This is a genomic window from Mycobacterium sp. THU-M104 (assembly GCF_049197365.1).
In the GTDB taxonomy this organism is placed as follows: Bacteria; Actinomycetota; Actinomycetes; order Mycobacteriales; family Mycobacteriaceae; genus Mycobacterium.
On the sequence record NZ_JBMIOP010000089.1, the window covers coordinates 1 to 24,645 of the forward strand.

The following is a 24,645-nucleotide window of genomic DNA, read 5'->3' on the forward strand; positions in this document are numbered from 1 at the left end:
CGCGGCACCAGACCGTTGCGGATGCACTACCTCGACGAAGGTCCCGTCGACGGCCCCCCGATCGTGCTGCTGCACGGCGAGCCGACCTGGAGCTACCTGTATCGGACGATGATCCCGCCGCTGGCCGACGCGGGAAACAGGGTGCTCGCTCCCGACCTGATCGGTTTCGGCCGCTCCGACAAGCCCAGCCGGGTCGAGGACTACACCTACCTGCGCCACGTCGAGTGGGTGACCTCGTGGTTCGAGCAACTCAACCTCACAGACGTCACGCTGTTCGTCCAGGACTGGGGATCGCTGATCGGCCTGCGTATCGCCGCCGAGCAGAGCGACCGGATCGCGAGGCTGGTGGTGGCGAACGGATTTCTGCCCACGGCCCGGCAGAGCACCCCTCCCGCGTTCAACGCATGGCGGGCCTTCGCGCGCTACTCCCCCGTGCTGCCCGCCGGCCGCCTGGTCGCCGCGGGCACCGTCCGACGGGTTTCCGCCAAGGTGCGGGCCGGATATGACGCCCCCTTCCCGGACAAGGCATACCAGGGCGGGGCCCGCGCCTTCCCACAGCTGGTGCCGACCTCGCCCGACGACCCTGCCATCCCCGCCAACCGGGCCGCCTGGGACGCCCTGGGCCACTGGGAAAAGCCGTTCCTTGCCATCTTCGGCGCCCGCGACCCCATCCTCGGGCGTGCCGACCGTCCCCTGATCAACCACATTCCCGGCGCGGCGGGCCAGCCGCACGCCCGCATCAACGCCAGTCACTTCATTCAGGAGGACCGCGGACCGGAACTGGCCGAACGCGTCCTGTCCTGGCAGCAGGCCATTTGCTGAGTGCGCGTCACCGGGTGTTGAGCTGGCGCACCACGCCACGCATCATGACGCCGCCGACGGCGCGTCGCGCCCGGGCGTCCGTTGCTCTCGGCATGAACGCGGCACCGTGGTGTGGTCGCCGTGCGTACGACGGTGGCGACGTTGAGGATCATCCTTGTCAATTGCGTTTCGGCGCAGAGCATTTCGATAGAACTGCGGGTTGCCGTGGTGGGTTTCAGATCCGCGACATGGTTGGGTGCTGCCCGCGGGTGCGGAGGAGAAACACACTCTGCAATTGAGCGCGGCCAGACCTCGAGGGCGTCGACCCGCTTGGCCCGGCTTGACCGCCCTCGCGATCGCGGCTAGACCTCGACCACGACAGCACCGCCCTGCCCGCCGCCGGCGCACATCGCCGCGACGCCGATGCCGCCGCCGCGGCGGATCCGCTCATAGATCAGCGTGGTGACCATACGGGCACCGGAGGCGGCGATGGGATGGCCGAGGCTGCACCCGCTGCCCGAGAAGTTCACCTTCTCCTCGTCGATGCCGTATTCCCGGCACGCCGCGATCGGCACCGAGGCGAAGGCCTCGTTGATCTCCCACCGCGCCACGTCTGCGACCGACAAACCGGTCCGCTGCAACGCCTTTCCGATGACCTTGACGGCACCCAGGCCGGTGTCTCGGGGCGGCACACCCACCGCGGCCCACGCCCTGGACCGTGCCCATCACGTGGAGATTCTCGGCGTCGGCGTGCTCGCGGTCGACGAGCGCGACCGCCGCGGCGGCGTCGTTGCTGCCGCTGCTGTTGCCCGCGGTGATCGAGAAGCCCTCGATCTCGGGGTGCAGCACTTTGAGCCCGGCGAGCTTTTCGGCGGTGGTGTCGCGCCGGGGGTGCTCGTCGACGCAGAACTCGGTGATCGAACCGTCGGGCCGGGTGAGCTTCAGCGGGACGATCTCCTCGGCGAACTTGCCCGCGTCCATCGCCGCGATCGCACGCTGATGCGAGCGCGCCGCCCACGCATCCATCTCCTCACGGGTGATGCCGATCGTCTGCGCGGTGTTCCAGCCCACCGTGATCGACATGTCTTTACCGGGTGCGTCCGGGGTCTCGACATGCGTCGGGGGCATCCACTGCTCCTGGAACTTCAGTTCGGGGCCGGGAATCCGCCAGTTGGTCAGGGGCGTCATGGACAGCGACTGCACACCGCCGGCGATGAGGACCCGCTCCATCCCGGAGCCGATCTGTGCGGCGGCAGCACCGATGGCAGTGAGGCTTCCCGCGCAGTGCCGGTTCACCGACTGCCCGGGAACATCCATCATTCCCGTGCCGGTGGCCGCATGTCGCGCCAAATCACCTCCGCCATAATGCGATTCGGCAAATATGAGATCGTCTATGGTAGAAGGCTCGATCCCGGACCGGCGGACCCCCTCAGGCAGGACGGTGGTGATCAGCGCCTCGGGCGGGGTGTTGACGAGCGAGCCCTTGAAAGAGCGGCCGATCGCCGTCCGGACGGCTCCGACGATCACAGGTGTAGCCATGGTTGCGTCCCTCGAGCTGCTCAGCGGTCAGATTCGGCGAATCGTATCCAATACTGTATTGGCAATAGTAATGGCCTGCGTTGGCCTCCGGGATTCGGTGACGCGACGGCGAAAAGCCGGAAATCGCGCCACCGCGTCACGGCTGCGCGAGAAACCCGTCGGCAAGTGACATGCTCACGTCCATGACAACTACTTCCTCGGCTCACCGTGACGCCAGCCGGACAGCCGCTTACCGTGTCGCGACGATGCTGCTCGGCGTGGGCATCCTGCATTTCGTGACGCCCACACCGTTCGACACCATCGTGCCCGCCGAACTCCCCGGCAGCGCCCGGTCCTACACCTACGCATCGGGCGTAGCCGAGATCGCGGTCGGAGCGCTCCTGGTGCCGCGACGCACCCGGCGATCGGCGGCCCTGGCGGCCGCTGTGCTGTTCGTCGGCGTCTTCCCGGCCAACGTCAACATGGTCCGGCTGTGGTGGGGCAAGCCCTGGCCGATGCGCATTGCCGCGCTGGCCCGGCTGCCTCTTCAGATCCCGATGGTTGCCGTCGCACTCAAGATCTGGCGCAACAGCTGAGGCCTGCTGAGCAGTCCGGCAGGCACCGTGGACACGACCGACATCGCGGCGGCGCTGGCGTTGGCGGCCGCGCTGATGATGGGCATCGGGGACGTGGTGCAGCAGCGCTCCGCCCAACAGGTCACCCGGAAGCCGGTCGGCACCGTCGCCCTGTTCCGCCGGCTGCTGCGCGATCGGCAATGGTGGGTGGGCAGCCTGGTGGCCGGCGCCGGGTTCGGGCTGCAGGCCGCGGCGCTCGGCTTCGGCTCGGTCGTGCTGGTGCAGGCGCTGCTGGTGACCTCGCTGCCGTTCGCGCTGCTCGTCAGCGCCGGCGCCAATCACCGCAGAATCACCGGCCGCCAAGGGCTTTGGGCCGTGCTTCTCACGGCCGCGGTGACGGTGGTGGTGACGGTCGGCAACCCGCAGGCGGGCACCCCGCGAGGATCGCTGCACACGTGGAGCATCGTGGTGGCGATCATGGGCCCCGCGCTGATCCTCTGCGTGCTCGGCGCGCGCCTGCGCCCCGGTTCGGTGGCCGCACTCCTGCTGGGACTGTTGTCCGGTTCGCTGTGGGGTCTGTTCTCGGTGCTGATGAAGGGCGTCGTCGACCAGCTCGGCCACGGTATCCCGGCGTTGCTGCGCACACCGGAGGTGTACGTGTGGGCGGTGCTGGCCCTCGCCGCGACGGCCTGGGAGCAGTCGGCGTTCCGGGCCGGACCCCTGACCGCGTCGCTACCCGCGGTGACCGTCGCCGAACCGCTCGTGGGGTCGGCCCTCGGCGTCACGGTGCTGGGCGAGACGTTGAACACCAGCACCCGCGGCCTCCTCGTGCTGGGAGTGTCCGCCGCGATGATGGCCGCGGCGACGGTCGCGCTGGCCCGAGGCCAGGCGGCCACGACCACCTGAAGGCCACCTGACGGTGTCACCCCCGCACGCGGCGGGCCACCTCGCCGTAGCGCTCCACGCGCTCCGCGTCGCCCAGAGCGTTGTAGAGCACCAGGCGGGTGGCGATTCCGGCGTACTTGTCGGTCAGCGCACCGGCCAACCCGTCCCAGGTCGACTCGGTGGCGAAGGCGGCGATGTGGTCGTCGCTGATCTGGGCCGCCATGCCCGCGAAGTCGCCGGCCTTCTGCTTCTCCCGGATCCGGGCGGTCGTGCCCTCGAACCCGGCCTCGTCCCAGATGAATGCGTAGTTGGGGGTGCTGCCGTAGAAACTCATGCTGGCGCGCACCACTTCTCGTTCCCTGTCGCGTTCTTCGTCGCTGTCGCCGACGATCGTCAGCACCGGCACGATCACCGCGAGGTCCGAGGCCGCCCGACCCGCCTTGGCCGCGCCGGCGGCGATGTTGGGCAGCGCGTGGCCGGTGATGTAGCCGGGTTCACCGATCGGGTGGATGTGCACCCCGTCGGCCACCTCGCCGGCCATCCGCAGCATCCACGGGTTGACCGCCGCGATGTCGACCTTGGGATCGGGCGCCTCGATGGGCCCGGCGCTCCATTGCGGGGTGATGAAGTCGAGGTCGTAGAACTCGCCGTGATGGTCGAGCATCCCGGTCCGGAACGCCGAAAAGCATGCTTTGACGGCGAGCACGTAGTCGCGAAGGCGCGGTCCGGGCCGCTCGAAGGCCATCCCGTAGCGGCGCACCACATGCGTGCGCACCTGGGTGCCCAGCCCGAGCCGGAACTTCCCGCCGGTGGCTTCGGCAAGCTCCCAGGCCGCGGCCGCCGTGACGAACGGGCTGCGCGGAAAGGCCACCGCCACACCCGTGCACAGCTCGAGGCCGGGCGCGGCCTGCGAGGCCACCGCCGCGTTGAGGTAGGCCGTGCGCCCGGTCTCGGTGAACAGCAGGCCGGAAAAGCCGGCCGCCTGGGTGCGGCGAGCGAGGTCACCGGCGCGGTGCAGGGGCTGGGGCGTCGTCATCGCGTCGACGTGCATAATGGGAGCCTACGACGGGGGTCTGGGCGCCGGCTGAGCCGCTTCCCGACTCGACGAATGTCTCGTGGTCACCGGGCAGTTGCCGGCGGTTCATGACCGACGCCTATTTTTCCGGATTGCCATGCAAGTTGGGGAACTGTGATCGAGCTGTTCGACGTGGGCGTGCGGTACGAGACCACGGTCGCGCTGCACCCGCTGACCATCCGGTTCGACGCGGGTACCTTCACCGTCCTGCTGGGCCCGTCGGGGGCGGGCAAATCGACCCTGCTGCGGTGCATGAACCATCTCGTGACACCGACCAGCGGGCACATCGAGGTGGCCGGGGTGGGAAAACTGAACAACCGCGCCAGGATCCGCGCGCACCGGCGGCGCACCGGCATGATCTTCCAGCAGCATCAGCTGATCGGCCGGCACACCGCGCTGCGCAACGCGCTGCTCGGCTCGGTGGCGTCGACCGGCCTGCTGCACGGGCTGTGGCGCACCGACCGCGCGCAGACCTACCGCGCACTCGGCGCGCTCGACCGGGTCGGTCTGCTGGGCAAGGCAACGGTACGCGCGGACCGGCTCAGCGGCGGCGAGCAGCAGCGGGTCGGGGTCGCCCGGGCGCTGACCCAGCAGCCCGACATCGTCCTGGCCGACGAGCCGGTGGCCAGCCTGGATCCCGAAACGGCGGTCGGCGTGCTGAGCCTGCTGCGGGAGATATGCCGGCAGGACGGCATCACCGCCGTGGTCAGCCTGCACCAGGTCGACCTGGCGCGGCGCTTCGCCGACCGCATCGTCGGACTGTCGGAGGGCCGACTGGTCGTCGACGACGCACCCGGCCGCATCGACGCGGCACAGATCGCCCGGATCTATCGCTCCACCGGTGACACCCACCGTACCGTCCCGACGACGAAGGAATGCTCATGAAGGCTGTCCGTATTTTGGTAATTGCCCTGGTGGCGTTCGCCGTCGGCGCCTGTGGGAGCTCTCACGACCAGACGGCGTCGAACCCGGGGACGCTTCGGGTCGCCCTGCTGCCGGACGAGAACGCGGCCACGGTGATCCAGAACAACCAGCCGCTGAAGAATTATCTGCAGTCCACACTCGGCAAGCAGGTCGAATTGGTTGTCACCACGGACTATTCGTCGATGATCGAGGCGATGCGGCGCGGGCGGCTCGAGCTCGCCTACTTCGGGCCCCTGTCGTATGTGCTTGCGCGGTCCAAAGATCGCGACGTCCAGCCGTTCGCGGCGCTGGTCGAGGACCCCGGCGGCCCGCCGGTCTACCACGCCCTGGTGATCGGGAACGTCGCCCAGCACATCGCCGCGATCCCCGACCTGAAGGGCAAGACGATGGCGTACGGCGACCCCGCCAGCACCTCCAGTCACCTGATCCCCAAGTCGATGCTGGCCGACCAGGGCCTGAAGGCGGGGCAGAACTATCAGGAGCAGTTCGTCGGCGCCCACGACGCCGTCGCCCTTGCGGTGCAGAACGGCAACGCCGCCGGGGGCGGCATCAGCAAGCCGATCTTCGACACGCTGGTCCAGCAGGGCAAGATCGAGCCGGCCAAGGTGCGGGTTCTCGCCGAGTCCAAGCCCTACCCGAACTACCCCTGGACCATGCGCAGCGACCTGGACCCGAAGCTGAAGTCCGCGGTCGTGGAAGCCTTTCTGAGCCTGAAGGATCCGGCGGTGCTCAAGCCGTTCAAGGCGGCGTCGTTCGCGCCGGTGGGCGACGCGGACTACGACGTGGTCCGCCAGTTGAGCACCCAGTTGGGGCTCGACCTGTCCTCGTTGAGCAAATGACGGCCGAGTACGCAACGATCGCCCGCCTCGAAGAGCGCCGGCGGCTCCGCGCGCTGCTGTGGGTGGTGGCGGTCGGGGCGGTCATGCTCGGCTGCTGCGCCTACGTCGGACTGCTGGACGCCCGACGGCTCAGCGACGGGCTGCCGGCGCTGTTCTCGCTGCTCGGGGAGATGTGGCCCCCCGACTTCGGCCGCGCCGCAACCTGGGTGAAGCCGCTGATCGACACCGTGGCCATGAGCGTGGCCGGAACCGCGATCGCGATCGCCTTGTCGCTGCCGCTCGGGCTGGCGGCCGCACGCAACACGTCCCCGCATCCCGTGGTGTACTACCTGGCCAGAACGATCCTCAACGGCCTGCGCGCGGTGCCCGAACTCATCATGGGGATCGTGTTCGTGGCCGCCGTCGGCTTCGGCGCGTTGCCGGGGGTGCTGGCGCTGGGGATACACTCGGTGGGCATGGTCGGCAAGTTCTATGCCGAAGCCATCGAGCACGTCACCCCGGCGCCGATCGAGGCGGCGCGGGCGGTGGGGGCGCGACCGGCGCAGGTGATCGTGCACGGTGTGCTGCCTCAGGTGCTGCCCCGGCTGGCCGACGTGTCGATCTACCGCTGGGAGCACAACTTTCGGGCATCCACGGTGCTCGGCCTGGTCGGCGCGGGTGGCATCGGCTTTCAGTTGATGGCCGCGCTGCGGATATTGGAGTACCGGCAGGTGGCCGCGATCATGCTGGTCATCTTGGCCACCGTCACCGTCGTCGACGGCCTCAGCGGCTGGCTGCGCCGCAGGTTCGCATGAATCCGGTTGACCCACTTCCGTTTCAGGTCGTCATCACCCATCGCGTGCATCCCGAGGTGCTCGAGCTGCTGGGCCGATCGTGCGACGTGGTCGCCAACCAGACCCCCGAGAGCCTGCCCCGCGGTGAGGTGCTGAGTCGGTGCCGCGACGCCGACGCGTTGCTGGTGTTCATGCCCGACCGCGTCGACGAGGAGTTGCTGCGCCACAGCCCCCGGCTGAAGATCGTGGCCGGAGCGCTCAAGGGCTACGACAACATCGACGTCGCCGCCTGCACCGCGCGCGGAATCTGGGTCAGCTACGTCGAGGACCTGCTCACCGCCCCCACCGCCGACCTGGCGGTCGGGCTGCTGATCGCGCTCGACCGCCACATACCGGCCGGCGACCACCACGTCCGGTCGGGCCGCCACCAGGGCTGGCGGCCGGAACTTTACGGTGGCGGCTTGACCGGCCGTCGGGTCGGGATCGTCGGGATGGGTGCGGTGGGCCGTGCGGTGGCCCGCCGCCTGCACGCGTTCGACGCGGAACTGCTCTACACCGATCCCGCCCCGCTGCCGGCCGCTGACGAGGCGGAACTGGGTGCCCGCGCGGTGGCGCTGGAAACGTTGTTGGAGGCCAGCACCGCCGTCGTGCTCACCGCACCCCTGACCGCCGGGACCCGTCACCTGATCGGGTCGGCTGCGCTGCAACGGCTTCCGGCAGGGGCGCTGCTGGTCAACGTGGGCCGCGGTTCGGTCATCGACGAGAACGCCGTCGCCGACGCGTTGGCGGCCGGCCACCTGGGCGGCTACGCCGCCGACGTGTTCGCGTTCGAGGACTGGTCGGATTCCCGCAGGCCGCGGGACATCCCGCCCGCCCTGCTCGCCCACGAGCGCACCCTGTTCACCCCGCACCTGGGTTCGGCCGTTCGCGACGTGCGCCTGCGGATCGAGACGGCGGCCGCGCGCAGCGTCCTCGACGTGTGCGCCGGCCGGCGACCCCCCGTCACCGCGAACCATATCACCCGACTTGGCTCGCGGGGATCTTGATGCGGGCCCCGGGCATTCGTGTCGGCGGCGGTGCGTAACGCCAACGCAATTCCTTGTGCCCCTGCCCGTTTCGGCATCGCGATACGAGGCCGGCCAGTCTAGTTATGTGGTGGCGGTTGGGGCTGGAAGGGGTCGTACCACCACCAGTCGGCGCGTTCACCGGTGGGTCCGGGGTAGGGGGCAACCGCGGGCGGAGGTCCGGTGGGCGGGCGCGCCAGCGATCCTGCGCCCAGTGCGCGCCCGTCGCTGTCGGTGACTGTGAGGTCGTGTGCGGGTCCGGTGATGGTGATGGCGCCCTGATGGTGGAGCCTGTGGTGATGCGCGCAGACCAGCACCAGATTGGCCAACTCGGTGGGGCCGCCGTCTTCCCAGTGCCGAAGGTGGTGCGCGTGCAGGCCGCGGGTGGCCCCGCAGCCGGGGACCGCACAGGTCCGGTGGCGGTGTTCGAGGGCGCGGCGCAGCCGCCGGTTGATCGTCCGGGTGGTGCGCCCGGCGCCGATGGCCTGGCCGTCGCGTTTAAACCACACCTCACAGGTGGCATCACAGCTCAGGTATTGCCGTTCGGCCTCGGTCAGTGCCGGGCCCAGATGCAGGGCGCCCGCGCGCTGGTCCACATCGACGTGCACGACCACGGTGGTGTGCTGCCCGTGGGGCCGCCGGGCCGCCTCGGCGTCCCAGCCGGCCTCCACCAGGCGCACAAACGCCTCCATCGTGCCCGGGGGCGGCGGGGCGGTCGCTGAGGCGTTCTTCTCGGTGCCGCGGTCGTGTTTCCACTCGGTGATCAGCGCCTCCCGGTGGGCGGCCAGCGCCGCGTCGAACTTGGCCGCCTCGGGATGCGCAAGCCGGATGCGCCAGCAGGTGAGGCCGTCGGTGCAGGTCTTGGTGATCGAGGCCTGCGGCTGCGGGCGAGAATCGGGGCCGGGGCGCGGTTCGAGGTTGACCGCGGTGCGCAACTGGCTGACCGTCGCCACCGCCGCCAGCTGCGCGTAATGCTCATCGGAGCCCGCCCCGGCGCGCGCGGCGATGACCCCGACCTGATCCAACGACAAGCGGCCCTCGGCCAGGCCTTGGGCGCAGCGCGGAAACTCCGCCAACCGGCCCGCCACCGTGGTGATCGTGTGGGCGTTGGCCGACGAGGAGCCCAGCTTCCAGGCCACCAACGCCGCCACCGAGCGTGCGCCCGTCATCCCGCACAGCTCGTCGCGCTCGATCTCGGCGGCGATCTCCACGAGGCGCCCATCGATGGCGTTGCGCTGACCGGCCAACTGCGCCAACTCCTCAAAGAGCACCTCCAGGCGCTGCTTCGGGGTCACCGGGGAATCCACCGAGGCGGTCAACGACATAACCACATCATCGCAGCGGGGTACGACAACAAATCTGGGCCGCCCAAACCGCGCCCGGGTGCGCCCGCGTCAGCAACACACATGGATTTGCTGGCAGGAGATGAACGGCCGTGCTTCTCAGACGCTTCATCGCCGCGTTCGCGGTAGCCGGGCTCACCGCGTGCGCGTCGCAGCGGGCACCCCACGCCTCCGGTCCCGCGCCGACGTCGGCCCCGCCCACCGCCGCGAGCGCACGGTCCGGCACGCCCGTTGCGCCGGCCGCGACGACCAGCACGCCGACCTGCGCCGGGTTATCGATATGCCCGCCGCCACCGCCGCACGCCGGGGGCAATCCGGCGTGTTGCCACGCCGACGGGTGGCGCGACATCGCACCCGGCGCCGGGATCGAGGTGTGCTACTTCCACGAGCCACAGGACATGTCGAAGCCCGACAAGATCTCGGTGGTCGTTCGCGAGAAGGACGGGACCGACGAGTCCCAGGACGCCGGCATCGGGGCCGGCCAACAAGTACATCGCTTCGAATTCCCGACCGTCGACAAGTCCTTGGTCCACGAGGTACTTCTCACCACGAGCGCCGGCCGGTGCTTCGTGATCGGGCCGGGCAGCTGAGGAAGGCCGCTGCATCCACGCATACGGCCATTCCGCTGTCCGATAACGCGATTACCGAGAGCTGCCGACCGCTCAGCAGTGGGCGGACAGGCACGGCTGGTTGGGGCAATAACCCGAATGCGCGAGGCGCACCATGGTTCCGACCTGTCCGAGCGTGACGTTCCTCGGGTCCAAGACGGAATGGATTTGCTGCCCGATCTGGTCATAGGCCCAGCCCAGCCCGATGTCGTCGCGGTCGGCCGCATCGGCGGTCGAAATCTGCGCTCACTGTGCAGGATCCCGCCACTTCGGCGGGCGTCCGGCGCGGGCCGGTTGGTGCGCGAGGCGGTGAGGCAAGCCTGCGCAACGACAATCGACAGTGCGCCGACGGCGGAATTCAGTCGCGAATGCGTACCACGATGTAGCCCAAGGGAATTCCGGTACGCTCCGCGATGCATTCGCGCGCGGCGAATTCCACCTCCGCGCGCCGGCTGGAATACGTGACGGCGTCGATTTCGGGAATGCGGATCAGCCATCCGCCGGCCCGGCGCTCGACCTCGATGTCGAAACACTGGCCCATGACCGGGACGGCGACCCGGCGCCGGGGCCGACGGCTGTTGGGGCGCCGCAGGGAATCCGCGGACGAGCGGCGCGACAGCGTGTGGGTGTGCATGCGAATTCTTCCTCGGTCCTCGTTGAGCCGTGGGACACACTACTGCCGAGCATCGCGAGCACCAAATCGGGCTGACCGGGCCCACAACCATGCGTGCGTGGCTTCGGCGAATGTGGATCACGTCAAGTCCGCCGGCCAGTGAGGCGCGGGCGCTACACGGTGCGGGTCAGGCGGTCGGCGAGCAGCTCGGCGAACCGGGCCGGGTCCTCCAGCGCGCCGCCCTCAGCGAGAAGGGCTGTGCCGTAGAGTAGTTCGGCGGTCTCGGCCACTTCGGCGAGCGCAGCGTCGTCGCCCGCGTGATCGTGGTGTGCCTGGCGCAGTCCGGTGACCAGCGGGTGATCGGGGTTGAGCTCCAGGATCCGCTTCCCGAGCGGAACGTCCTGCCCCGTGGCCCGGTAAAGGCGCGCCAGCGTCGGTGTGATCCCGAACGCGTCGGTGATCAGGCAGGCCGGCGATTGCGTCAGCCGGGTGGACAGGCGCACGTCCTTGACGTGGTCGCTCAGGGTCTCCTTCAGCCAGGCCAGCAGGTCGCCGAAGTCCTTCTGCTGCTCCTCGCGCTCGGCCTCGCTGGCGCCTTCCTCGGAGTCGAGGTCGACCTCCCCCTTGGCCACCGACTGCAGCGGCTTGCCGTCGAACTCGTCGACCACACCCACCCACACTTCGTCGACCGGATCGGTGAGCAGCAAGACCTCGTAGCCTTTGGCCTTGAACGCTTCGAGGTGGGGTGACTTGGTGAGCTGCTGGCGCGTCTCTCCGGTGGCGTAGAAGATCTGCGTCTGGCCGTCCTTCATGCGCTCGACGTACTCGGCGAGCGTCGTGGCCTCCTCCTCGCTGTGGGTGGAGGCGAACGAGCAGACTCCCAGCAGCGTCTCCCTGTTGTCGGCGTCGGACAGCAGGCCTTCCTTGATGGCCCTGCCGAACTGGTTCCACAGGGTGCGGTACTCGTCGGGCCGCTCGGATTGCAGGTCCTTGATGGTGGACAGGATCTTCTTGGTCAACCGGCGGCGGATCGCGTTGACCTGCCGGTCCTGCTGCAGGATTTCGCGAGAGACGTTGAGTGACATGTCCGCTGCGTCGACGACACCCTTGACGAACCGCAGGTAGTGCGGCAGCAGCTGGTCGCAGTCTCCCATGATGAACACGCGCTTGACGTAGAGCTGGATCCCGACGTGGGCATCGCGGTCGAACAGGTCGAAGGGTGCGTGGGACGGGATGAACAGCAGCGCCTGGTACTCGAAGGTGCCCTCTGCCTTCATCGCGATGACCTCGAGCGGGTCGTCCCAGGCGTGCGCGATGTGCTTGTAGAACTCCTTGTACTCCTCATCGGAGACTTCGTCTTTGGGCCTTGCCCACAGCGCCTTCATCGAGTTCAGGGTCTCGACTTCGGTGGTGACGACCTCTTCACCGCCCTCCTCCTCGGCGGGGGTCCGTCGCTGAACCTCCATCCGGATGGGCCAGGCGATGAAGTCGGAGTACTTCTTGACCAGGCCCCGAAGCTGCCAGTCGGAGGTGTAGTCGTGCAGCTCGTTCTCGGTGTCCTCGGGCTTGAGGTGCAAAGTGACCGCCGTGCCCTGAGGAGCCCCTCTTGCAGGGTCGACCGCCTCGATGGTGTAGGTGCCCTCACCGCTGGATTCCCACCGGGTGGCCTCGCTCTCGCCGGCCTTGCGCGTCAGCAACTCGACCTTGTCGGCGACCATGAAGCTCGAGTAGAACCCGATCCCGAACTGTCCGATCAGTTCCTCGGACGCATCAGCGTCCTTGGCGTTCTTGGCGTCCCTGAGCTGCTGGCGCAACTCCGCGGTCCCCGACTTGGCCAGCGTGCCGATCAGGTCCACGACCTCCGCGCGGGTCATGCCGATACCGTTGTCGCGGATCGTGAGGGTACGGGCCTGTTTGTCCACCTCCAGCTCGATGTGCAGATCTGAGGTGTCCACGTCGAGGTCCTTGTTGCGGAAGGCTTCCAGCCGCAGCTTGTCCAGGGCATCAGAGGCGTTGGAGATCAGCTCCCGCAGGAACGAATCCTTGTTGGAGTAGACCGAGTGGATCATCAGATCCAGCAGTTGCCTGGCCTCTGCCTGGAACTCCATCTGCTCTACACGCGCGTTCATGAGACTCCGTTCGACGACATGACGAATTCGACGACATGACGAATTCGACGACATGACGCCTCAAATTTAGCGAGATGCCCTGCGCTCGTGCCGCGGGGTTCGCTCAGCGCTGACAGGACTACTGTCTGCAGTCATCAACGCCGATCAGGCGCGGCCTTCACGAAGGAGAACCGGTGTCCGTAGCCCGACGCGAACGTGCCGCCCTCGTCGACACCCTGCGCAGCGTGGGACCCGATGCGCCCACCCTGTGCGAGGGCTGGACGACCCGGGACCTGGCGGCCCATCTGGTCATCCGCGAGTACCGTCCCGATGCCGCACCGGGCATCCTGATCCCGTACTTCGCCTCCCACACCGCCAAGGTGCAACACGCCGTGGCCGAGCGGGACTGGGAGCAACTGCTGGACAAGATCGCGTCGGGCCCGCCGCTGTACTCCCCTTTCAAGCTGCTCGACCCGGTGGCCAATGTCGCCGAGATGTTCATCCATCACGAAGACGTGCGCCGCGCGCAGCCGGACTGGATGGAGCGCGTGCTGGAACAGAACCTGGTCGCCGCGCTGCGCCGCACGCTGCCGCTGATGGCTCGGCTCACGCTCGCGAAGGTCCCCGCCCGGGTCGCGTTGTGCACACCGGAAGGCAAAACGGTGCTGACCGCCGGGCATGGTCCTGCGGTCACGGTGACCGGTTTGCCCGAGGAGCTGCTGCTGTTCGCTGTCGGGCGTGAAGCCCGGGTGGAGTTCGACGGCGACGCGGCGGCTGTACAGACGGTGCGCGACGCCCCGAAGGGCTTGTAGCGGCGGCTGCCCTGCCGCCCGACCGTGGGGGCTGAGAACGAAAAATGGCTGGAACGGGTCAGCCAGGCCAGCCCGATGTGGGGGCCTTCGGGCAGGCGGCTGAGGATGACGATGTAGTCGGCATTGATGAACTGCAGTCCGCTCGTGCCCAGTTGGCGAGTGACGCGGTGATGTCGCCGGCCGTCGCCGCACGGGTGAACGCCGTGAGCGGTTCGCCGTCGATCAACGACCGTGTCTCGTGCAGCCACGTGTATTTCCGCCCCGCCTCGCGGGGCCAGTCCGGGGCGGGATTCTGCACCTCAGAGCCCCAGCCGTAGGTGCGCATGAACAGCGTGGACGGGACGCCGTCCGTCCCGAGCGGGACCGGAGGCATCTGCACCGGTTGAGACCACCCGTCACCGTCGGGTTGCGGGCCGCGCCGCAGGAACAGCGCGCTCCCCCGCGCGACCGGGGCGCCGCCCTGGGTGAGGGCGGCCTCCACGAGCCGCAACCGCTTGCGGTCATGGTGGACACGGGTGTGCACCTCGAGAGGTTCCAGGGCGGTCGGGCGGGGCAGGTCGACAGTCAGCCGCGCGAGCTGGAGTTGCGGGTCGTCGACCGCGCGTTTTACGGCCCAGCCCAGCAGGGCGCCCACGACGTGCCCGCTGATCGACGGGCCCCACCCGCCGCGAGCCATTCGGGTTGGGAGGTATCGGTTTCCGTCGCGGAAGAAGTAGGGCACCGACTCCTGCGAATCGACGTCGTCGCGCGCGGTCTTCGGCTGGGTCACCGCACGGCCCGGCGCGGCAGCGGCACGTTCACGGGCTTCTCCTTCGTAGGCGGCAACTGTGGATATTACAGTTGCAGCCCCCCGTCCGGAGCCGCGGCACCGATCACCCGAAAATTTTTATAGCACAAGGGCATTAGCCACGCCTGGGCCGTCAGGTGATGGCGGCGCCCACCAAATGGCCGATCACGTACGTGGTCGCCAGCGCCAGGCTGCCGCCGACAACATTGCGGAGCACCGCGCGTCCCTTCGGCGCACCGCCCAGCCGCGCCGAGACCGACCCCGTCATCAGCAGCGCGAGAAGGACCGCGCCGACCGTCACGGGGATCCTGAACGCGATCGGCGGCGCGAGGATCGCGATCAGCGGCAGGATCGCGCCGACCGCGAACGACAGCGCCGAGGACGACGCCGCATGCCACGGGTTGGTCAGCTCATCGGGGTCGATGCCCAGTTCGACCTCGGCGTGGGCGACGAGGGGATTGTGGTCGGTGAGCTCCTCGGCCACGGTGCGTGCGGTCGCCGGCGACAGACCCTTGGCCTCGTACAGCTCGGCCAGCTCGTCCAATTCCGCGGCCGGATCGTCGCGCAGCTCGCGACGTTCCTTGGTCAGCAGCGCCTGCTCGGTGTCGCGCTGCGTGCTGACCGATACGTATTCGCCCAGCGCCATCGACACGGCTCCCGCCACCAGTCCGGCGACCCCGGCGGTCAGGATCGGGCCCCGTTCCACCGTCGCGGCCGCGACACCGACCACGATGCCCGCCGTGGAGACGATTCCGTCGTTGGCACCCAGGACCCCGGCGCGCAACCAGTTCAGCTTCGACGACAGCGAACCGACGTGGGGTTCGGCGGGATGGGACGTATCGGGCACGGCGGAACGATATACGCCCGAAACTCCGGCCGACCAGCAAAGATAGCCTTGCCAAAGGTCGTCGCCCGGTTCTTGCGCCATATCGCGCGCCCGGTCAGACCAGGCCCGGTACCGACCGGATGGGCCGAGAAGCGTTCTGCACCTTGCCGTATGGACAGCGCCACGGGTTGCCGCCGGGGCGGCGCCCGGCGCAAAACAGCTAACCCGTAGACAGGCTATGTCGCCTGACGAGGGTCAGGAGTTTTCGGGTAATTCACCAGCAGGTGTGCGATCCATCACAGGCGCTCCGGGCGCCGCCTTGGGCATGGGCGCCGCTCGACCAGCGCGGCACCGCTACCGGTGGGCCGCCCAGCGCACTCGGCGATCCGGGCGGGCCCGGCGGCCGGCGGACCGGTGGTCCCGGCGACTACTGGCTCCGCCGGGAGAGGACCGCGCGGAATCCCGGGTTCAACCCATGGGGCTTTTCTTTCTTCGGGGTCTGGGCCCCGCTGTGACCGAAGGGCTTTCACGACGCCCGCCGCCCCGATCAAGGAGGAGGGCATAGTGACTTTCGGCCCTCGGGTTTGAGGCCCTTCGCCACGCGGTCAGCGTGCCCTGTGGCACTCGTCGGCGATATCTCGGTAGCGAAACATTGTGGTCACGGTTCGGGTTGCACCGGCAAGAGTCCCGACTGGACAGGAGACGCGATGGCCACCCATGTGGGGTTCCCCACCCAGGGCCACGGCCCACGCATGGCCGTTTACGCCGGCGCTTTGACAATCGCCGCGTTGTCGGGCATCTGCGCACTGGCCGCGCTCGCCGCCGGGACACCCTTCGAGTTCGGGGTCGGGCTCGCGTTGTTCGGCGCAGGTTGGGTGATCGCCGACTTCGTCGGCTGGACGGCCGAGCACAACCGTGCGCGTGCCGCTCGCCGACGCGCGTTCCCGGCCGCACCGATCCACAGTTACCGGCTCTCCCGCGTCGTGGTTGTCGGCGGGCAACTTTCGGGCCCGGCCGGGCAGGAGAGCCGCGCCGCCTAGCGCGCGGCAGCGCCGCCTCAGCTCTTGGTGCCCACAGTGATCAGGTCGCAGATCAGATGCGTCCACACCGGTCGCCGGATCCGGTGCTGATCATTGAGGGTGAACCCGGCGTCCGCGAACATAGTGCGCATCTCGGTCGGCGACGCGTTGTGCTGCGGCTTCCACCTGTTCGCCGCCGGGACCTGCAGCCGCGGTTGTCGCGTGCTCAGCGCCGCCACGGTCACCAGTCCGCCCGGCGCCAGCACACGATGGAACTCGCGCAACGCGGCGGGCTGGTCGAAGAAGTGGAAGGCCGAGGTCGTCACGACGGCGTCGAGCGCCCCGTCGTCGAAGGGCAGTTGCTCGGCCGGGCCGCGCAGCCACTGCACCCGGCTCGACCGGGCGCGGGCCTGGGCCAGCATCCCCTCGGACATGTCCACGCCGAAAATCCGTTCAGGATGCAGTTCGCGCTCGATGCGGTCGCCGAGAATGCCTGTACCACAGGCGATGTCGGCGACCTTCTGCGCGCCGTGGGCACGCAGCTGCGCGATCACCTCGTCATGCGGAGGCCGGTAGACCTGCTGCTGAAGGAAGGGCAGGTCGTAGGCCGGCGCGAGGAAACCCCACAGACGCGTGACCGCGTCGTTGAGCCCCCGACGTTGCGCGGACGTCATTTGCTCAGTATGGCGCTGCAGTAGGTGGTATCGGCCACCGACACCGAATCGTTGCTCTGCGGGATGGCCGCAAGGCCGCTGTCGGCCAGCAGCTGGCTCATCGGCTTGTCGACGGTTCGCCAGCCCAGGTTGTCCAGGTAGGAGACGCCGTCGGCGCGCTCCCCCTCGTACCCCAGATCGGCGAACTCGAAGTCGAAGCCGTGCTCACGCCACGTGGCGGTGACCCTGCGCATCATCTCCAGGCCCAGCTCGTGGTCCACCTGCGACATGTCCGGCACAGCCTCGCAGGCCAGCCGGCTGCTGTCGGCGCTCAGTGCGGTGATGTTGTCCAGCAGCCGGTCCTGAGCCGCCGGCGGCAGGTAACCGAACAGTCCTTCGGCGATCCACGCGGTGGGGCGGCTGCGGTCCAGGCCGGCGTCGAGCAGGGCGAAGGGCCAGTCCTGCCGCAGATCAATTGGCACCATGCGCAATTCGGCCTGCGGGTTGGCGTCGAGACCGGCCAGGGTGGTGGCCTTGAACTCGATCACCTGCGGCTGGTCGATCTCGAACACCGTCATGTCGGCGGGCCATTGGATGCGGTAGGCCCGCGCGCCCAGGCCTGACGCCAGGATCACGGCCTGACGGATCCCGACGCGCGCCGCGTCCTGGAAGAACGTGTCGAAAAAGCACGTGCGGGCGGCCATCGCGTCGGGCATGTGCGCGAGCTTCCAGGTGAACTCGTCGTCGTCGACCTCGGCGGCGGTGAGCTCACCGGAGGCCCAGCGCGTGAAGAGGTCCACGCCGACGGCACGGACCAGCGGTTCGGCGAACGGATCCCGGACGGCGGGGTGATCGGCTTTCGTGGCGATCGCCCGTGTGGCCGCGACCATGGTGGCCGTCGCGCCCACGCTGGTGGCCACGTCCCAGGTGTCGTTGTCTGTGCGTGGCATGCGCCTGTCCCCCACGTCGGATCGAAGCTTTACTTAGCCACTATAACGACCGAGGGAGCCACTATCACGCCCGAGGGGCGGTGAAGTTCCACATTCGAACGCTCCGAGTCTGCGGCGGCGGCGTCGAGTCTGCGTCCAGCGCGCGAATCACGCCCCGAGGACGCTCTCAGCGCAGGCTCGGCGGCGAAGGGTTTAGCGCGGGCCGGGGCCACCCGGTCCCCCGGGGCCACCCGGCCCGCCCGGTCCCCCCGGGACCGCCAGGGCCGTTCGCGGTCGGCAGCCAGAACACGCACTGGTTCAGGTTGGGGCTCCACACCCAGCCCGGTGCGCAAGCCGGCGGGTCGGCGCGGGCGATCTTCACAGGCGCGGAGAGGCCGATCAGCGACAGTCCGGCCAGCACGACCGCGAAGGCGACAACCATACAGCCCCGCGGCACTCGCCGCAGCGCGAATGCCGCCCCGACCGCCTCGTCCATGTCGCTTATCCTCCCGGCAGCAAACGCCGCGCGCAAACGATTGTGCCGCCATCGACTCGCCCGTATCGGCTTTTCTGGGGGCAAAGATTCTGGCGCTATTCCGCGTGCCCGGCCCGGGCTTCGCCATCCCGAGTGAGTCCGGCCGCGCCGATGAGTTCCTCGTGCAGTTCGAACCACACCGTGTGATAGGAGTCGATGAGCGGCCTGGTCAGCCACATCGTCTCTCCCCGCCGCACTTTGGCGTAAGCGGCGCCGAGCCTGTCCGCGTACGCGGACAGCCGCGGCAGCTGCTCGGAGACGGCCGCGATGATCGGGACGACACGTCGGTGGACGCCGTCCAGCCGCTCCAGCACTGCGGCGTCGTATCGGGAGTCGTCATGGCTGTTGGGCTGGCCATCCCTGAGTTGCCAGTCAGATACCAGCTCCTTGAAATCCCGGTTCAACGAACGGAAGTCGCCATAGGCCACACCGATCGCACGTCGGTCCACCCCCTGCCGTTCCACAGCCAACAGTTCCTGCAACCGGGCGCGCCCTTCCTGCGACAGGCGAACCGTCCTGTCGGCGAGCAGCAGCCCCGAATCAACCAGGCGCACAACAGTTTCGCTGACTGCCACGGGGTCTTCGTCGACGGCGCCCGCGATGTCGACAACGGCGATACGCCCCTTGAGCCGAAGCGCCTGCAGCACCTTGAGCTCTGTCGTCACGGCGCGCCGCCGGCGTGCAACGCGGTGAGCATGGTGATCAATGGTGCAGCCGATACGACATCGGTGTGACCGGCGGCGAGAGCCGCGCGGATACCCGCCGGTGACGCGTCGTCCAGACGCGGATACGGACCGTCGCGGTGAGCGCGCAGTGGAACGACGTGGCGGGCGATCTCGGCGAGCGCGGCCAGGTCGGGAGTGTCGCGCTCAGTCCAGGCGGTGAGTTCCAGCAAGCCTTCCCGAACCTCCCCTGTCGTTCCGTCGACAGTGACGAGCTTGCCATCCACGGCCGCGCTCACTCCGGCGCCGCACCCGACCACGGCCGGACGGCCGATCTCTCGGCTGACCACCGCGGCGTGGGAGGTGGTGCCGCCCACCTCGGTGACGATGCCGCGCACCGCCAGCATGCCACCCACGTCGTGGGGACTGGTCGAGGACCGCACCAGGATGACGTCCTCGCCTCCCTGGGCGGCGTCGACGGCGGCGTCGATGTCGGTGTACGCCCGTCCCCGCGCCACGCCGGGACACACGGGGACACCGCGGGCCAGCAGCCGCGCCGCCATCCTGGCCTCGGGCTGCAACGAGGGCGCCAGCAACGCCTCGACTTTGGCGGGTGTCACCCGGCGCAGGACCTCGGCGTCATCGATGAGCCCCTCGGCGCGAAAACGCAACGCCAACCGCACCTCGGCCTGCGCGGAGCGGTTCGCGGCGCGGGTCTGCAGCAGCCACAGCCGGCCCGCCTCGACGGTGAACTCGATCTCCTGCGCGTCGCGGCCCAGCCGCTCGAGGGTGCGGGCCGCCGTGAGAAGGCGCTCATAGACGGCGGGAAATTCTTCGCGCAACGCCGTCACGGGTTCGCAGTCGGCACAGCCCGACACCACCTGTTCGCCCTGACCACCCGACAGCCACTCGCCGAAGGGTTCGTCGGTTCCGGTCATCGGATTCCGGGAAACGAACACACCGGTGCCCGACTTGGTGTCCAAGTTCCCGAAAACCATGGCCTGCACCACAACCGCGGTGCCGCCGGCGTCGTCAAGGCCATGGTGGCGTCGATACGTCGACGCGCGCGACGAATTCCATGAACCGAACACCGCCTCGATCGCGCCCCGCAACTGGGCATACGCGTCGTCGGGGATGGCGCCGTCGCCGCCGGGCACGATTCGCCGGTACATCTCCCGGAATCGCCGGCACGTGTCCTCGGCGAAACCCGCTGTGAAGCCGGCCTCGAGTTCCTGACGCACCGCGTCGGTGACACCGAGGTTCAGAACCGTGTCGAGCATGCCGGGCATCGACTCCGCGGCCCCGCTGCGCACGCTCACCAGCAACGGACGCGGGCCGCGGCCGAACGAACGCCCCGTCTCGTCCTGTAACCATGCCATCGCGTCCAGCACCTGGTCCCAGACGACGTCGAGGGCGCGCCGCGGGTCGGTGAAGAAGCGCCCGCATACTTCGGTGGTGATGCAGAACGCGGGGGGAACCGGCAAGCCGTGGCCGCGCATCACGTCGATGCCATATGCCTTGCTGCCCAGTAAACTCTGCGAAAGCCCCGCATTGCCGGCCAGTCTCACCACCGGAGGTGCGCTGAACTCAGCCACACCGCCAGGCGCTGCGCCTCCCGGCGCGCCGTGACCCATGACTCTCCTGTCGTTTGACTTCGATACGGGACGCCCAATCCCAAACAACTCGACGTTACGCCAGATCAACCGGCCACATGCCCACGCGGACCTGATCGACGAACGGCCGCGACTCGCTCGTCGGACGTGATGGGTGCCGCGGCACAAATCTGACGACCGTGTCGCCCCCTGCGGCTTCATCGGAGCACTGGCGCAGCTGCGCACCACTTTTCGCTCGGCTCACGGCGGGTGTTGGCGGGCGAACTGATCCTTGATCGTGGGGATCAACTCCGGTGCGTAGACGAAGATCGCCGCCTCGACCTCCCACTCAGCCCGATCCGGGGCCATCGGTGTGGTGTTGATCACTTGTTGCACGAGAGTTTTCGCGGTTCCGAACGGGTCAGGCGAATTGCGTACCTGATCGGCGAACCACTGCCCCTCGGCGGCCATGTCGCAGTCGTTGACCTCAGACCCGTGGATCATGTTCTTCTGAGCCAACAGGTCGATGTATTGCTCGTCGTCGGCGGTCAGCGTGCATGCGGCCGCCGCTCGCGGCGCTGCGAGAACGGAATGGCTCACCATCGCGGCCACGACGGCGATACCGGCCACCCACGCCGGGGATCGACACCAGGGCGAAAGTGTCATTGGCCGGCTTCGCCCGCCATCACAGCCGCTGCGCCAGAGCCCACGCCGTCTGCGCCAAGCCGCGGTAGCGGTCGCGGACCTCCGTTGTGCCGGCACGGGAGTCGGCCGCGTTGCCGTCGAGCCCGCGCCGCCACACGCCGGCGGTGATGGAGGCGAGCCGGAACAGCGAGAACACGATGAACACGTCGAGCGAGCAAGGCGGCTCCCGGTCGGCATGCCGACAGTAACTCGCGACGAACGCTTGCTCGTCGGGAATGCCGGTGCCGGTCAGATCCTCGCCCGCCACCCCACTTGTGCCGCTGAAGCCCGGCGGAAGATGGTAGGTCAAACAGGTATAACCCAGGTCGGCCAACGGATGGCCAAGGGTCGACAGCTCCCAGTCCAGCACTGCGACGATCCGGGGCTCGGTCGGATGGATCAGCACATTGCCCAAACGGTAGTCGCCGTGCGCGATACACGCCGGCTCGTCCTCCGGTGGCAGGTGGTCGGGCAGCCAGCGCGCCAGCAGGTCCATCGCCGGCATGTCCTCCACGCGCGCGGCCTGCCACTGCCGGGTCCACAGTGCCACCTGGCGTTGCAGGTAGCCCTCCGGCCTGCCGAACCCGTCGAGTCCGGCCGCATGCCAGTCCAACCGGTGCAGCGCCGCGAGGACGCGTGCGAGGTCCTCATAGATCGCCGCGCGATGCGCCAGAGTGACGCCGGGCAGGGCCGGGTCGTGAAAGATGCGCCCAGGGACGTAGTCCATGATGAAAAAAGCTGTACCGATGACGGATTCGTCGTCACACAGCAGGCGCATGCGTGGCACCGGCACATCGGAGTCGCGCAATGCCGACATGACGCGGTGTTCGCGCTCCACTTCATGGGCTCGGGGCAGCAACTCGCCCGGCGGCTTCTTACGAAGCACGTACTCGCCATCGGTGGTTTGCAGGTGAAACGTCGGGTTGCTCTGGCCACCTTGGAATTGGCGAATGGTCAGCTGACCGTCGAAGCCGGGAAGTTGTCCGCGCAGGTGCCGTACGAGGGCGGTCTCATCGAAGCGGTGCGACGGTAGTATTGGCACCAGTTCAGCCACGCCGTCCATCGTTGCCACATTACCTGTGTGCGCCGACGGCTCGACCGCAGCAGCAACCACCGTCGGTGGGCGGCAAAAACCAACAGACGATGCGAATTCACGCAGACCGTCGCGCGCGATGCGCTGCCCGGACGTCGGCGTTGGCCAGCGTCTGCGCCTGAGCGGCCAGCGTCGACGCGCGGTTGGCATGGGCGACCGCTGCGATGCCGTTACCTTTACCCTCGGCACGCGCCGCGGTCAATTCCCGCCTCGCCTCGTCGAACCGGGCTCTGGCTTCGGCGCCGATGCTCTGGCGATGCCCGGCGACGTAGTCGGAGATCTGGCGCAGTCTGGCGTCCGCGGTGGACAACGCCTGCGGCAACGGTTGGTCATGCCCTTCGGCCTTGACCTGTGGGTCGCCGGCGCCGGACTGCCCCGCGTCGCGGCGGCGGCGCCTGCGGTGAAGCAGGAATCCGACCACGAGGCCGATCACCGCGGCCGCCATGACAACGACCGCGATTGGCAGCCGGTTCCGGTGTGGCGAGCTTGCCGAGATCTCCAATCCGTCTGCCGCGGCAAGCGCCGCGCCGCTCCAGTCCTTCGCGGCTACCGCGGGTCTGATTTTGTTGTCCCGCAGGCTGTTCGACTCCATCGGTGTGAGTCTGGTCGGCGCGGTGAAGGTGAACATCTTCGTGTTGGTGGCTACGGCCAGAAGCGCGTCGTCGTGGCCCATCGCGCTGGCGCTGCGGGTTCGGTCGGCCCAGTTGTCGGGTTTGAACCTGGAGAAGTTGTCGACGTAGACCACCCACAGTCGAATGTGGCGGTCGCGGTACAGCCGGTCGATTGCCGAGCTGACCGCAGCCCGGCCCGAACTCGTCAACACCCCGGTGCTGTCGGTGATGTGGTCGGTGAGTCCGGACGGGGGCTGCGCGCCGGCCGGGGATGCCAGCGACAACCCCGACGCGAGGATCGTCAGGACCGCGCCCAACAGGCGAACCATGCGCACACGGGTAATCTAGCCCGCCGCCGGCCGCACCCCGAACAACGATTCAGTGAAGGCGATCCGGCATTCCGGCCAGGGAGCGATCGTCACGTGTTTGCAGCACACGCAGCGACGGCAGCGCTGAACCTTCGCCACACCCCCGACAGGAGCTGTGACGGTCTTCGCATTCCGGGGTCCGGTGACATGCAGTGAGCGCTTCCGAGTCGCCTCGCCCAATTCGGCTACGTGTACAACAACACCCCCGCCTATCTGCAGACGCACCTGCTCCCGCTGTCGCAGCTGGGACCCAATATTCAAAACTTTAGTACCGCAACGAAATTCGCGTGGCTTGCCGCCAACGAGTCCAACAACATGGAAGGACCCACCGATTCTCCGTCCGGTATCGCCAACTTCATCGGCAGCCAGCTCACGACCCACCAGTACAACGTTGCGGCCGGAGACCAGTTCGTCCAGCAACAGGTGTCCACCATCGAGAGCTCGCCGACGTGGACCGACCCGAACCAGAAGGACGCCATCATCATCACGTGGGACGAGGACTACAACAACCTGTCACTGGGCGTCGGCAACGAAGGCAACAACGTTCCGATGATCGTCATCCCGAAGCAGGGCGCCGTGGCAACCGGAAGGATGCAATCCGGGCACTTCGTCACCAGCAGCTACTACAACGAGTACAGCCTGATGGCCACGATCGAAGATTCGTTGAGCCCTACGCCCGGCGCTTTGGCCCCACTCACCTACAACGACATGCACGCCCAGCCCATGAACGATTTCTGGAGCTGATGGCCGACACCGTCGCTACTCGGTGTCGCCGATGGCGTCGAGGCGCTGACTCACCCGGGCCAGAGCCTCGTCGAAGACCTCCACCTTCTCAGCTCGCCGTTCGTTGGCCGGCTGGGCGGCACCGCGCGCACCTTCGGCTTCCACCCGAGCCGCGCCCTGCCGCCGCAACAGGCTGAAGTTCTTCTCGCGCGCAGTCCTGAGCCG

24 protein-coding genes and 2 pseudogenes are annotated in these 24,645 nt (G+C 68.4%); 11 read left to right on the forward strand and 15 right to left on the reverse strand.

The window, feature by feature from the left end; translation table 11 throughout:
• Positions 1-822 (forward strand): haloalkane dehalogenase (locus tag ACOJVU_RS08385; protein WP_421529350.1); only part of this gene is annotated, 822 nt, incomplete at its 5' end.
• A gap of 341 nt (positions 823-1,163) precedes the next feature.
• On the opposite strand, the pseudogene ACOJVU_RS08390 reads toward ACOJVU_RS08385, so the two are convergent.
• Positions 1,164-2,340: pseudogene (locus ACOJVU_RS08390) on the reverse strand (thiolase family protein).
• Between the two features lie 182 nt (positions 2,341-2,522).
• On the opposite strand from ACOJVU_RS08390, the gene ACOJVU_RS08395 reads away from it, so the two are divergent.
• Positions 2,523-2,915 carry a hypothetical protein gene (locus tag ACOJVU_RS08395; protein WP_421529351.1) on the forward strand — a complete coding sequence of 131 codons (393 nt, stop codon included), beginning with the start codon at positions 2,523-2,525 and terminating at the stop codon, positions 2,913-2,915.
• Between the two features lie 27 nt (positions 2,916-2,942).
• Entirely contained in the window at positions 2,943-3,800 is an 858-nt protein-coding gene (locus ACOJVU_RS08400) for a DMT family transporter (RefSeq protein WP_421529352.1), read from the forward strand.
• Positions 3,801-3,816: 16 nt separating this feature from the next.
• On the opposite strand, the gene ACOJVU_RS08405 is transcribed toward ACOJVU_RS08400, so the two are convergent.
• Complete coding sequence (locus ACOJVU_RS08405; RefSeq protein WP_421529353.1) at positions 3,817-4,830, reverse strand: TIGR03617 family F420-dependent LLM class oxidoreductase; 1,014 nt, start codon at positions 4,828-4,830, stop codon at positions 3,817-3,819.
• Between the two features lie 138 nt (positions 4,831-4,968).
• Between ACOJVU_RS08405 and phnC the strand changes: the two genes are divergently transcribed.
• The 4 genes from phnC to ACOJVU_RS08425 are packed head-to-tail and all read left to right on the forward strand — an operon-like array spanning position 4,969 to position 8,436.
• On the forward strand, positions 4,969-5,739 hold the full coding sequence (phnC, locus tag ACOJVU_RS08410; protein ID WP_421529354.1) for a phosphonate ABC transporter ATP-binding protein: 771 nt from the start codon (positions 4,969-4,971) through the stop codon (positions 5,737-5,739).
• The gene (gene phnD / locus ACOJVU_RS08415) at positions 5,736-6,617 is read left to right on the forward strand and encodes a phosphate/phosphite/phosphonate ABC transporter substrate-binding protein (protein ID WP_421529355.1); all 882 of its coding nucleotides are present in this window, start codon (positions 5,736-5,738) and stop codon (positions 6,615-6,617) included. The genes phnC and phnD overlap by 4 nt, the downstream gene beginning before the upstream one ends.
• Positions 6,614-7,411, forward strand: a complete 798-nt coding sequence (gene phnE / locus ACOJVU_RS08420) for a phosphonate ABC transporter, permease protein PhnE (protein WP_421529356.1) — start codon at positions 6,614-6,616, stop codon at positions 7,409-7,411. Before phnD ends, phnE begins: the two co-directional genes overlap by 4 nt.
• Positions 7,408-8,436: a phosphonate dehydrogenase gene (locus ACOJVU_RS08425; RefSeq protein WP_421529357.1), complete on the forward strand. Its 1,029-nt coding sequence runs from the start codon at positions 7,408-7,410 to the stop codon at positions 8,434-8,436. The genes phnE and ACOJVU_RS08425 overlap by 4 nt, the downstream gene beginning before the upstream one ends.
• A 98-nt stretch (positions 8,437-8,534) precedes the next feature.
• Here the strand turns inward: ACOJVU_RS08425 and ACOJVU_RS08430 are convergent, their stop codons facing one another.
• Positions 8,535-9,779 (reverse strand): DUF222 domain-containing protein, encoded by a 1,245-nt coding sequence (locus ACOJVU_RS08430; protein WP_421529358.1) that lies wholly within the window; start codon positions 9,777-9,779, stop codon positions 8,535-8,537.
• A gap of 110 nt (positions 9,780-9,889) precedes the next feature.
• Here ACOJVU_RS08430 and ACOJVU_RS08435 point away from each other — a divergent pair, with 110 nt between their 5' ends.
• The gene (locus tag ACOJVU_RS08435; RefSeq protein ID WP_421529359.1) at positions 9,890-10,387 is read left to right on the forward strand and encodes a hypothetical protein; all 498 of its coding nucleotides are present in this window, start codon (positions 9,890-9,892) and stop codon (positions 10,385-10,387) included.
• 376 nt (positions 10,388-10,763) lie between these two features.
• Here ACOJVU_RS08435 and ACOJVU_RS08440 read toward each other — a convergent pair whose 3' ends face one another.
• Both ACOJVU_RS08440 and htpG read right to left on the reverse strand, forming a co-directional pair.
• The gene (locus ACOJVU_RS08440; protein ID WP_421529360.1) at positions 10,764-11,039 is read right to left on the reverse strand and encodes a long chain fatty acid-CoA synthetase; all 276 of its coding nucleotides are present in this window, start codon (positions 11,037-11,039) and stop codon (positions 10,764-10,766) included.
• A 152-nt stretch (positions 11,040-11,191) separates the two neighbouring features.
• On the reverse strand, positions 11,192-13,147 hold the full coding sequence (gene htpG / locus ACOJVU_RS08445; protein ID WP_421529361.1) for a molecular chaperone HtpG: 1,956 nt from the start codon (positions 13,145-13,147) through the stop codon (positions 11,192-11,194).
• A 173-nt stretch (positions 13,148-13,320) separates the two neighbouring features.
• Here htpG and ACOJVU_RS08450 point away from each other — a divergent pair, with 173 nt between their 5' ends.
• A complete protein-coding gene (locus ACOJVU_RS08450; RefSeq protein ID WP_421529362.1) occupies positions 13,321-13,938 on the forward strand; it encodes a TIGR03085 family metal-binding protein in 618 nt (205 codons plus the stop codon).
• A gap of 44 nt (positions 13,939-13,982) precedes the next feature.
• Here the strand turns inward: ACOJVU_RS08450 and ACOJVU_RS08455 are convergent.
• Positions 13,983-14,707, reverse strand: a pseudogene (locus tag ACOJVU_RS08455) (acyl-CoA thioesterase domain-containing protein); the annotation flags it as partial.
• Between the two features lie 151 nt (positions 14,708-14,858).
• Entirely contained in the window at positions 14,859-15,572 is a 714-nt protein-coding gene (locus tag ACOJVU_RS08460) for a VIT1/CCC1 transporter family protein (protein WP_421529363.1), read from the reverse strand.
• 686 nt (positions 15,573-16,258) lie between these two features.
• On the opposite strand from ACOJVU_RS08460, the gene ACOJVU_RS08465 reads away from it, so the two are divergent.
• Positions 16,259-16,591, forward strand: coding sequence for a hypothetical protein (locus tag ACOJVU_RS08465; RefSeq protein WP_421529364.1), 333 nt, complete (start codon positions 16,259-16,261; stop codon positions 16,589-16,591).
• Between the two features lie 17 nt (positions 16,592-16,608).
• Here ACOJVU_RS08465 and ACOJVU_RS08470 read toward each other — a convergent pair whose 3' ends face one another.
• The 7 genes from ACOJVU_RS08470 to ACOJVU_RS08500 all read right to left on the reverse strand — a co-directional run bounded on the left by ACOJVU_RS08470 (position 16,609) and on the right by ACOJVU_RS08500 (position 23,664).
• Positions 16,609-17,244: a class I SAM-dependent methyltransferase gene (locus ACOJVU_RS08470; RefSeq protein WP_421529365.1), complete on the reverse strand. Its 636-nt coding sequence runs from the start codon at positions 17,242-17,244 to the stop codon at positions 16,609-16,611.
• Positions 17,241-18,173 carry an SAM-dependent methyltransferase gene (locus ACOJVU_RS08475; protein ID WP_421529366.1) on the reverse strand — a complete coding sequence of 311 codons (933 nt, stop codon included), beginning with the start codon at positions 18,171-18,173 and terminating at the stop codon, positions 17,241-17,243. Before ACOJVU_RS08475 ends, ACOJVU_RS08470 begins: the two co-directional genes overlap by 4 nt.
• A 570-nt stretch (positions 18,174-18,743) precedes the next feature.
• A complete protein-coding gene (locus ACOJVU_RS08480) occupies positions 18,744-19,334 on the reverse strand; it encodes a MarR family transcriptional regulator (protein ID WP_421529367.1) in 591 nt (196 codons plus the stop codon).
• 14 nt (positions 19,335-19,348) lie between these two features.
• Positions 19,349-20,920, reverse strand: a complete 1,572-nt coding sequence (locus tag ACOJVU_RS08485; RefSeq protein WP_421529373.1) for a pyruvate, phosphate dikinase — start codon at positions 20,918-20,920, stop codon at positions 19,349-19,351.
• A gap of 282 nt (positions 20,921-21,202) precedes the next feature.
• Positions 21,203-21,607 (reverse strand): hypothetical protein, encoded by a 405-nt coding sequence (locus ACOJVU_RS08490; RefSeq protein ID WP_421529368.1) that lies wholly within the window; start codon positions 21,605-21,607, stop codon positions 21,203-21,205.
• Between the two features lie 19 nt (positions 21,608-21,626).
• Positions 21,627-22,688, reverse strand: a complete 1,062-nt coding sequence (locus ACOJVU_RS08495; protein WP_421529369.1) for a phosphotransferase — start codon at positions 22,686-22,688, stop codon at positions 21,627-21,629.
• A gap of 88 nt (positions 22,689-22,776) precedes the next feature.
• On the reverse strand, positions 22,777-23,664 hold the full coding sequence (locus ACOJVU_RS08500) for a TPM domain-containing protein (protein WP_421529370.1): 888 nt from the start codon (positions 23,662-23,664) through the stop codon (positions 22,777-22,779).
• A 222-nt stretch (positions 23,665-23,886) separates the two neighbouring features.
• Between ACOJVU_RS08500 and ACOJVU_RS08505 the strand changes: the two genes are divergently transcribed.
• Positions 23,887-24,441, forward strand: a complete 555-nt coding sequence (locus ACOJVU_RS08505; protein WP_421529371.1) for a hypothetical protein — start codon at positions 23,887-23,889, stop codon at positions 24,439-24,441.
• Between the two features lie 15 nt (positions 24,442-24,456).
• On the opposite strand, the gene ACOJVU_RS08510 is transcribed toward ACOJVU_RS08505, so the two are convergent.
• On the reverse strand, positions 24,457-24,645 hold a 189-nt coding region (locus tag ACOJVU_RS08510), incomplete at its 5' end, for a hypothetical protein (protein ID WP_421529372.1).

Coding starts and splice junctions, on each gene's coding strand:
- ACOJVU_RS08470 (WP_421529365.1), bottom strand. CDS start 17,244: ATGACGTCCGCGCAACGTCGGGGGCTCAACGACGCGGTCACGCGTCTG.
- ACOJVU_RS08430 (WP_421529358.1), bottom strand. CDS start 9,779: ATGTCGTTGACCGCCTCGGTGGATTCCCCGGTGACCCCGAAGCAGCGC.
- ACOJVU_RS08465 (WP_421529364.1), top strand. CDS start 16,259: ATGGCCACCCATGTGGGGTTCCCCACCCAGGGCCACGGCCCACGCATG.
- ACOJVU_RS08405 (WP_421529353.1), bottom strand. CDS start 4,830: ATGCACGTCGACGCGATGACGACGCCCCAGCCCCTGCACCGCGCCGGT.
- ACOJVU_RS08490 (WP_421529368.1), bottom strand. CDS start 21,607: ATGACACTTTCGCCCTGGTGTCGATCCCCGGCGTGGGTGGCCGGTATC.
- ACOJVU_RS08475 (WP_421529366.1), bottom strand. CDS start 18,173: ATGCCACGCACAGACAACGACACCTGGGACGTGGCCACCAGCGTGGGC.
- ACOJVU_RS08440 (WP_421529360.1), bottom strand. CDS start 11,039: ATGCACACCCACACGCTGTCGCGCCGCTCGTCCGCGGATTCCCTGCGG.
- htpG (WP_421529361.1), bottom strand. CDS start 13,147: ATGAACGCGCGTGTAGAGCAGATGGAGTTCCAGGCAGAGGCCAGGCAA.
- phnE (WP_421529356.1), top strand. CDS start 6,614: ATGACGGCCGAGTACGCAACGATCGCCCGCCTCGAAGAGCGCCGGCGG.
- ACOJVU_RS08425 (WP_421529357.1), top strand. CDS start 7,408: ATGAATCCGGTTGACCCACTTCCGTTTCAGGTCGTCATCACCCATCGC.
- phnD (WP_421529355.1), top strand. CDS start 5,736: ATGAAGGCTGTCCGTATTTTGGTAATTGCCCTGGTGGCGTTCGCCGTC.
- ACOJVU_RS08495 (WP_421529369.1), bottom strand. CDS start 22,688: ATGGACGGCGTGGCTGAACTGGTGCCAATACTACCGTCGCACCGCTTC.
- ACOJVU_RS08395 (WP_421529351.1), top strand. CDS start 2,523: ATGACAACTACTTCCTCGGCTCACCGTGACGCCAGCCGGACAGCCGCT.